Origin of the sequence: Dokdonella sp., assembly GCF_051958935.1 — a bacterium.
In the GTDB taxonomy this organism is placed as follows: domain Bacteria; phylum Pseudomonadota; class Gammaproteobacteria; order Xanthomonadales; family Rhodanobacteraceae; genus Dokdonella_A.
This window is the reverse complement of sequence record NZ_JBQCFP010000088.1, coordinates 1-7,972: the sequence shown is the minus strand read 5'-3', so window position 1 is coordinate 7,972 and position 7,972 is coordinate 1. Positions and strand designations below refer to the sequence as shown.

At 71.8% G+C, this 7,972-nt stretch carries 6 protein-coding genes; 5 read left to right on the top strand and 1 reads right to left on the bottom strand.

Going from position 1 to position 7,972, the window contains the following annotated elements; genetic code table 11:
* The 5 genes from ACTHK2_RS07985 to ACTHK2_RS07965 form a co-directional block, all read left to right on the top strand.
* Positions 1-1,486, top strand: a 1,486-nt coding sequence (locus tag ACTHK2_RS07985; protein WP_440245175.1) for a hypothetical protein, incomplete at its 5' end; no start/stop codon positions are given.
* A gap of 132 nt (positions 1,487-1,618) precedes the next feature.
* Positions 1,619-3,430: a choice-of-anchor Q domain-containing protein gene (locus ACTHK2_RS07980; protein WP_440245174.1), complete on the top strand. Its 1,812-nt coding sequence runs from the start codon at positions 1,619-1,621 to the stop codon at positions 3,428-3,430.
* Positions 3,431-3,679: 249 nt separating this feature from the next.
* Positions 3,680-4,333 carry a hypothetical protein gene (locus tag ACTHK2_RS07975; protein WP_440245173.1) on the top strand — a complete coding sequence of 218 codons (654 nt, stop codon included), beginning with the start codon at positions 3,680-3,682 and terminating at the stop codon, positions 4,331-4,333.
* A gap of 26 nt (positions 4,334-4,359) precedes the next feature.
* Positions 4,360-5,103, top strand: coding sequence for a M48 family metallopeptidase (locus ACTHK2_RS07970; protein WP_440245172.1), 744 nt, complete (start codon positions 4,360-4,362; stop codon positions 5,101-5,103).
* Positions 5,104-5,192: 89 nt separating this feature from the next.
* Positions 5,193-6,014, top strand: a complete 822-nt coding sequence (locus ACTHK2_RS07965; protein ID WP_440245171.1) for a hypothetical protein — start codon at positions 5,193-5,195, stop codon at positions 6,012-6,014.
* A gap of 79 nt (positions 6,015-6,093) precedes the next feature.
* Here the strand turns inward: ACTHK2_RS07965 and ACTHK2_RS07960 are convergent.
* On the bottom strand, positions 6,094-7,972 hold a 1,879-nt coding region (locus ACTHK2_RS07960; RefSeq protein ID WP_440245170.1), incomplete at its 5' end, for a tetratricopeptide repeat protein.

Genomic DNA, 7,972 nt, shown 5'->3' with positions numbered 1-7,972 from the left:
CGCCGCACGGCAACTGCTCGCCCTGCTCGGCCGTGCGCAGCCCGGCGACGTGCCGGTCGACGCCGACACCGACCTGGCCGAACTGCTGCAGCGGACCGACGCGGCGCGCCTCGCCGAGAACCTCGAGCTGGCGCGTGCGCTGATCGAGCAGGCGCCGCCGGCGCTGCGCGACCTGCCCGAAGTGCGCGAACGCGCGATCCGCATCGACCTGCGCGCGGGCCGCTTCGACGCCGCGCGCGCGGCGATCGCGTCGCTGCTCGAGCGCGTGAGGGTGGAGTCCGACCCGGGCATGCGCGCGCGCCTGCAGGAGAACCTCTGCGTCGCCGAACTGCGCAGCGGGCACCTCGCGGACGCGCGCCGCGCTTGCGGCGAGGCGATCCGCCTGCTCGACGGCCGCGGCGAGCCGATCGCGCTCGGCCGTGCCTACAATGACCGCGGCATCCTCGAAGCGCGCGAAGGCCATGGCGACGCCGCACTCGCGGATTTCTCGCGCTCACGCGTCGCGGTCACGCTCGGCGGCGACCCGCTGCTGCTCGCCCAGCTCGACGGCAACGAGAGCACGGTGCAGATGGCGCACGGGCGTCCGGCCGAGGCGCTGCCGACGCTCGTGCGTGCGGGCGATACTTTCAATCGCTTCGGCATGCTCAACGAGTTCGTCACCTCGCTGGTCAACCAGGTCGGCGCGCACCTGCAGCTGCTGCAGCCGATCGACGCACTGAAGGCGAGCGACGCGGGCTGGGCCGAGCGCACGCGCATCACCGATCCGCAGGTGCGCAGCGCGTTCGAAGCCGCGCGGGCGGATGCGCTCGCGGCCAACGGGCGCATCGCCGAGGCGCGCGCGGTGCTCGATGCCCTGATCCATCGCAGCGAACCACCCGCCGATCCGGGGCAGGCCGGCCGCGCACGTGCGATCGAGGCACGCCTCGACCTCGCGCTCGGGGACGCCGGCACCGCGGCCGTGCTCGCACGCGACGCGCTCGGCGCGCTCGACGGCGCCGGCGACGAGGCGGACCGGGCCGATGCGTGGCTCACGCTCGTGCGTGCTTCGCAGGCGGCCGATGCGGGCGCGGCCGCGGCGCAGGCGTCCGCGTTCGCCACGTGGGCGAACGGCGTCGACGACCCGCGCGTACGCGTGCGCGCCGATCTCGCCCGCGCCGCGACCGCGACGGACACCGCGGCCGCGACGGCCGCCTTCGAGGCAGCGCTCGCCGGCGTCGACGGCCGCAGCGAACTCGTCGCCGAGGTGGCGGTCGCCTACGGCAACCACCTCCTCGCCGCAGGCCACCTCGACCGCGCCGCGGTGGTCGCCGGCCGCGTCGCGCGAGCGGCCGGGCAGGACTTCGAATGCGCGCTGCTGCAGGTGCGGCTCTACCACGCACTCGGCCAGGAGGCCGCCTGGCGCAGCGCCCTCGTGCATGCGCGCGAGCTCGCCGGCGAACGAGCGATTCCGCTGGCGTTGCAACGACTTGCGCCTGCCGCGGGCTGACTCCGGAACGGAACCGGAACAGCAACCGAACGCGCGCGGCATGGACGATCCACCCACGGGTGCGATCCTGCGGGCCGGCTGCGACCTGCCGCGGCTGCCTCTTCACCCCCCACGATTGCCTGGAGTTTTTGCATGAGTCCGATCCGTCCCCGCGCCCACGCGCGCTCCTTGCGACCACGACGCCTCGTTGCGGGTCTCGCGCTCGCCCTCGCCGCCCCGCTTGCCGGTGCGGCGACGGTGGCGAACTGCAACGACGCTGGACCTGGCAGCCTGCGCGATGCGATCGCGAATGCAACGGCGGGCGAGACGATCGATTTCGCCGGCCTCGGCTGCGGTGCGATCGTGCTCGGCAGCGGCGCGCTCGTGGTATCGGTCGCCGAACTCACCATGCAAGGCCCCGGCAGCGGCGCGCTGTCGATCAGCGGCAGCGACGCGAGCCGGGTATTCGAACAGGCTGCCCCGGGCGCTCGCCTGATCCTGCGTGGACTCACCCTCAGCCACGGCCACGCGAGCGGCGACGGCGGCTGCGTGCTCGCCGGCGGCGACCTCACGCTCGGCGACGTCGTCGCGACGGGATGCTCGGCCGGCAGCACGACGACCGCGCTCGCGTCCGGTGGCGCGATCGCGGTCACCGGCAGTGCGACGCTCGATGGCGGCGCGTTCGACGGCAACCGGGTCGACGGCACGCAGCGCGTGCGCGGCGGCGCGATCGCGGTCGGCAACCTGCTGACCGTGACCGGCACCTCGTTCACCAACAACACCGCGTGGAGCCATGCCGAGGGCAATCCGAACGACGACATCGCCGAAGGCGGCGCGATCTTCGCGCTCGGCGATACGCACCTCACCGACAGCGTCATCAGCGGCAACACGGTGAAATCCGATGCCTACGAGGTCTTCGGCGGCGGCGTCGCAGTCGGTTCGCACCCGGACGACGCGATGGCCTCGCTCGACGTGCTGCGCGGCCACGTGCACGACAACACGGCGACCACGCAGTGCGGCGTGTGCGCGCCGCAGGGCGGCGGCATCGCCGCGGTCGGCGACACGCGCCTGCGCGACTCGACCGTGCTGAACAACACCGTGTATTCGCCCGGCCACTACGGCGGTGGCGGCGGCGTGCGCGCGTTCCACGCGACGAGCCTCGAAGTGACCGGCTCGGTGATCGCAGGCAACCACGCGCCGTCGGCCGGCGGCGGCATCATGGGTCCCGAGCAAGGCGTCGTCACACTCGACACCACGCTCGTGACCGGCAACAGCTCGGGCAACGAGGCGGGGCTCGACGAAGGCGGCGGCGGCATCCTCTGCCTCGGCTGCGCGGTGGTCCTGCAAAGCAGTACCGTCAGCGGCAACAGCGCGGGCGCGAACGGCGGTGGCATCTTCATCCATTACGGCGAATACGCGCCGCAGGCGACGATGATCATCGACAGCACGATCAGCGGCAACACGAGCGCCAGGGAAGGCGGCGGCATCATGCTCGACGGCGGCGACGCGAGCTTCCACAACAGCACGATCGCGTTCAACACGGCCGCCTCGCGCGGCGCTGGCATCAGCGCCGGCGAGTACACCTACCAGATCGAACTCGACAGCACGATCGTCGCGAACAACGACGCCGCGGGCGCGGCCGTCGACGTATGGGCGTTCCCCGACACGGTGAGCGGCGCCCACAATCTCGTGACGAACGCGGGCGGCCCGGCCGAAATGCCGGCCGACACGATCACCGCCGATCCGCTGCTGCTGCCGCTCGCCGACAACGGCGGCGCGACGCCGACGCACGCGCTCGGCGCGGGCAGCCCGGCGATCGATGCCGGCAGCAACGTCCTCGGACTCGTCTTCGACCAGCGTGGCGAAGGCTATCTGCGCGAAGCCGGCGCAGCGGCCGACATCGGCGCCTGGGAGCAGCAGCCGGACGCCTCGGACCTCATCTTCGCCGACGGCTTCGACGGCTGACGCTTCGGGGCCTCGTGCCCGCCGGGAGCAGCGGCACTCTCCCTCCGCGCTGCTCCCGGACTTCCCCTCGCCGACCCCGCCGCGTGCAAGGCGCGGCCACCCGCTTCGCGCGACGCCGCACATCCGAGGCGGTGATCGCGCGCGGATCCGGGATAGGTCTCCTGCAGCACCTGCAAACGACGGGTGCCGCCCGCGGACGCGCAGCGCGCGCGGACGCGTCCGAGCCCGTTTCGACCGAGGGAGAGATGCATGTTCTACATCTGGGGATCCGGTGGCGACCGCGCGGTCGCCGCGGCCGCCGGCTCGCGCCCGTGCGCGATCTGCGCCGCGGTGCAGCCGTTCGAACTGGTGGTCGATTACCGTTGGTTCCACGTCTGGTACCTGCTGTCGTGGGTCACCTCGCGCACGTACGCATTCACCTGCACGCGTTGCGGCAACGCGGTCAAAGCCGAGCGCGCCGAGTACGCGCCACTGCTCGGCAAGGACCCGATCCCGTTCCTGCGCCGCCGCGGCTGGACATTGCCGTTACTGGCGGCGGCACCGACGCTCGCGTTCGCCTATGTCGCCGCGGACCGCCACGAGCGCGAGGTGCGCGCGATGCTCGCCGAGCCGCGCATCGGCGATGTGTACAGCGTCGATCTCGGCCTCGTCGCCGACAGCATGCAGGGGCAGTCGCCCGCCTGGGGCGAGATCAAGCTGATCGGGCTCGACGGCACGCGCCGACGCTTCGTCGTCGCCGAACACGGCTGGCAGCGCAAGTCGGACCTGCGCAAGGAACAGCGCAAGGGCCTCACCCACGATGCCGGCTATTACGACGAGGACGACGAGATCGAACTCGAGCAGCACGACATCGAAACGCTGCAGGCGAACGGCACGCTGTTCGACGCGCACCGCACCCACTGAAATCCACTGAACCGCAAGGAACGAAGATGACCGCAACCATGAAGATCGGCGGCCTCGCCGCCGCATTCGCCGTCGTGCTCGCCGCCGCACCCGCGCTGGCGATCGACCTCGGTGGCGCGCTCAAGGGCGGCACCGACGCCGCCAGGGGCATGAGCCTCAGCGACGACGACGTGCGTGCGATGGCGACCCAAGCCTGCGCGTGGAGCGACCAGCACAACAAGGTGGCGCCGGCCGGCGACAAGTACGCCAAGCGGCTGCAGAAAATCACCGCGGGACTCGCCGACGAGGACGGCATCAAGCTGAGCTTCAAGGCCTACCTCGTGCGCGACGTCAACGCGTTCGCGATGGCGAACGGCTGCGTGCGCGTGATGGCCGGGCTCATGGACATCGCCACCGACGACGAGATCCGCGCGGTGATCGGCCACGAGATCGGCCACGCCAAGCTCGGCCACACGAAGGCGAAGATGCGCACCGCGCTCATGGCCAGCGCCGCGCGCGAGGGCGTCGCCGCCTCGGGCGGCAAGGCCGGCGCGATCGCCGCGTCCGAGCTCGGTGGCCTCGCCGAGGCGTTCGTCAATGCGCAGTTCTCGCAGAAGGAAGAAAGCGCGGCGGACGAATACGGTTACGCGTTCATGCGCAAGCACGGCTACGACCCCAACGCGATGGTGACGATGCTGAAGAAGCTGCCTGCGGGCGGCGGCCTGCTGTCCTCGCATCCGTCTTCGCCGGACCGCGCGAAGAAGATCGAAGCGCTCGTGCGCAAGGGATGACGCGTCGACGGCCTGCAACGCTCGCCTTCGCGCGTCCACACGCTGTCCCGGCGTTTCCCGGGGCGATCTGCAACAGGAGTAGACAGGGAATGAAAGTGCTTCAAGGATTGTTCGCGGTGGCGCTATGCGCGCTGCTTCCGCACGCCGCATCGGCCGCCGTCTCCGCGGCGAGGTGTTCCGGATGCAGTACCGAGCTGGCGTGGCAGCAGAAGGCGATCGGTCAAGGTGCCGGGCCACGCTACGTCTACGATTTCGGCAGCCGGCAGTTGCGCAAGTACCAGGTCGCGAGCGAATACGAACCCGAGCTCCATCGCTACGTCAGCTTCGCGACGCCGCTTAACGTCGAGCCGGCCTACGCGGACTATTTCCTCGATGCGGCCTCCGCGAGCGAACAGATCGGCGGTCTGAGCAAGACCATCGTCGTCGACCTCGCGCAGACGACCGGCGGCCATTCGAACGACAGCATCTTCGACATGTTTCACGAGAGCGGCGGCCCGGACACGTTCGGTGGATGGCTCGGCGACTACCTGGCGGGCGTTCCACTGAATCCGGATGTGGCGCAACTGCAGGCTCTCGCGTTGGCCAACCCGGGCATCCATTTCACGTCCAACCCGATACGCCTGATCGTCGTCGTGAATTTCAGGAATGGCTACGCCAAGTTCGAACTTTTCGACGACGAACGTCGCTACCTCTACGTCGACGGCTCGGCCAGGGACCAGAACAACAACAAGATTCCCGCTCGCCCGCGCGCGATCGGCTCCGATCCGTACACCTTCCCCGGCGGGCGGACGTCGAGCAACTACCGGGAGTTCATGGAATTGATCAACCGGTGGAACCTGACCCATCGGTGGAGCTGCGGCACGGCGCAGGGGGGCGGCATGGAATCCGTCACGTGCGTGCTTCTCAACTGAGGCACGCGTGGCGTGCCGATCGGCGAGTCCGGCATTGCCCGGACTCGCCGTCGTACCCGCCATGCGTGACGCGACCGATCTACGGACGCACCGGTGCCGACGCGCGGCGCACCTCGCGCGATGCCTGCGCCGCGAGTCGGCGCAGGAAGGGATCGGCGAGCGGCGAGGCGCGCAGCACCTCGCCGCTGGCGCGGATCTGCGCTTGCGCTTCGGCGACATGGCCTATCCCCAGGCGCTGGCGGCACAGCCCCGCGAACAGGCCGGCGCCGGCCGTCTGCCAGCGCGCCATCGGCGTTTGCTCGCGCTCGCTCGCGCGCGCGAAGACGCGGTCGAGTTCGGCTGCGGTCCCGGCGTCGGCGCGCCCCTGCAGCAGGTCGAGCTGGGCGGCGAGGTAGCGCAGCGTACGCGCGGTCGAATCGTCGACGCCGGGTGCGATGCGCGCGGCGTCCGCACGCGCGCGATCGACCTCTGCACGCGCGGCATCGAAGTCGCCGAGATCGCGTTCGTCTTCGGCCAGTTCCGCGCGCACGGCGAGCGCGAAGTTCGAGTCCGGCCCCTCCAGCTCCAGCAACGCGGCCAGCGCCTGCTCGTGCGCAGCTTTCGCCGCCGCGGCATCACCCCGCAGGCGCAGCACGTGGCCGAGCCAGAACCGCGCGTAACCGGCGTCGCCCGAACCTGCGCGGTCGTGCGCGACGATGATCCGGCGTGCGTCGGTTTCCGCCGCCGCGTAGTCGCCGTTCATGGCCTCGATGCCGGCGAGGTTGTCGCGCAGGCGCAGTGTCAGCGCCTGGTCCTCGCCGTACATGCGCGCGGCCATCGCGACCGCCTCGCGCGAGCGGATGATGCCTCCCTGCGGATCATGCAGCGCCGTGCGCACGCCGGCGAGCGAATTGAGTGCGGACAGCGCGAGCTCGCTGTCCGCACCGAGCGCCGCGCGTGCGATCGCGAGGGCTTCGTCGAGCATCGGCTCGGCGTCGGCCGCGCGGTCCTGCCGTTCGCGGATCGACGCGAGCGCGATCAGCGCGTGGGCGTAGCGCGGGTGATGTTCGCCATAAATCGCGCGACGCGCGTCGAGTACCTGGGCGAGCAGATCGGCCGCCTCGTCGAGCGAGCCCGCTTCGCCGAGCAGGAAGCCGAGGTTGGTCTTGATCGCGAGCGTCGCCGCGCCTTGCGCGCCATCCGTCATGATGCGGATCGCGAGCGCCTCGCGCAGGTGCCCGATGGCGTCGCTGACGCGGCCCTGCTGAGCGAGCAGGTCGTGCAGCGCGAGCAATGCGTCGGCGGTGCGCGCAGCGGCAGCGTCGCCGGCCGCGCGCCCGGCGGCGACCGCGCGCAGGAGCGCCTCTTGCGCGCCAATGGCGTCGCCGCGCGCCTGCAGCACGACGCCGTACTGGGTCAGCGCGCCGACGCGCAGCGCGGCGTCGACGCCGGGCCGCTCGCGCGCGACGATCGCTTCGAGCAGCGGCGCGATCTCATCGCGCCGGCGTGGCGTGTCCGCGTTCGGATGGGCGGCGATCGCGGCGGCGAGATCCACGGTCGCCCGCGTCGCCGCGGGCGAATCCTCGCCGTCGGCCTGCACGGCGCGCTCGCGCGCGCGCCGCAGCGTCTCGATCGCCCGCTCGGACTGGCCGAGGCCACCGTAGGCCGCGCCGAGTGCGGCGAGCAATGACGCCTGCAGGCGCGGCTGCTCCGACAGCTCGGCGTCGACGCGGCGAAGGCCCGCGTCGGCGAGGTCGAGCGCGGTCGCCGCGCGGCCGCCGGTTTCCTCCGGGTTCGCGGCCGCGAACACGCCGACGAGGACATCGCGTACCGCGTTCGCCGTGCCCGCTTCGGCGAGCGCGCGCGCGGCCTCGCCCTCGGCAAGCGCCTGCTGCACGCGCGCCTCGCGCGCGAGCAACAACCTGCCGGCGAGCCCCGCCGCGGGCGGGAGGAGCCAAGCCGCGACGACGCCGAGCGCG

What these genes read in the sequence shown, in the direction of transcription:
- ACTHK2_RS07970 (WP_440245172.1), top strand. Translation starts at nt 4,360, where the DNA reads ATGACCGCAACCATGAAGATCGGCGGCCTCGCCGCCGCATTCGCCGTC.
- ACTHK2_RS07965 (WP_440245171.1), top strand. Translation starts at nt 5,193, where the DNA reads ATGAAAGTGCTTCAAGGATTGTTCGCGGTGGCGCTATGCGCGCTGCTT.
- ACTHK2_RS07980 (WP_440245174.1), top strand. Translation starts at nt 1,619, where the DNA reads ATGAGTCCGATCCGTCCCCGCGCCCACGCGCGCTCCTTGCGACCACGA.
- ACTHK2_RS07975 (WP_440245173.1), top strand. Translation starts at nt 3,680, where the DNA reads ATGTTCTACATCTGGGGATCCGGTGGCGACCGCGCGGTCGCCGCGGCC.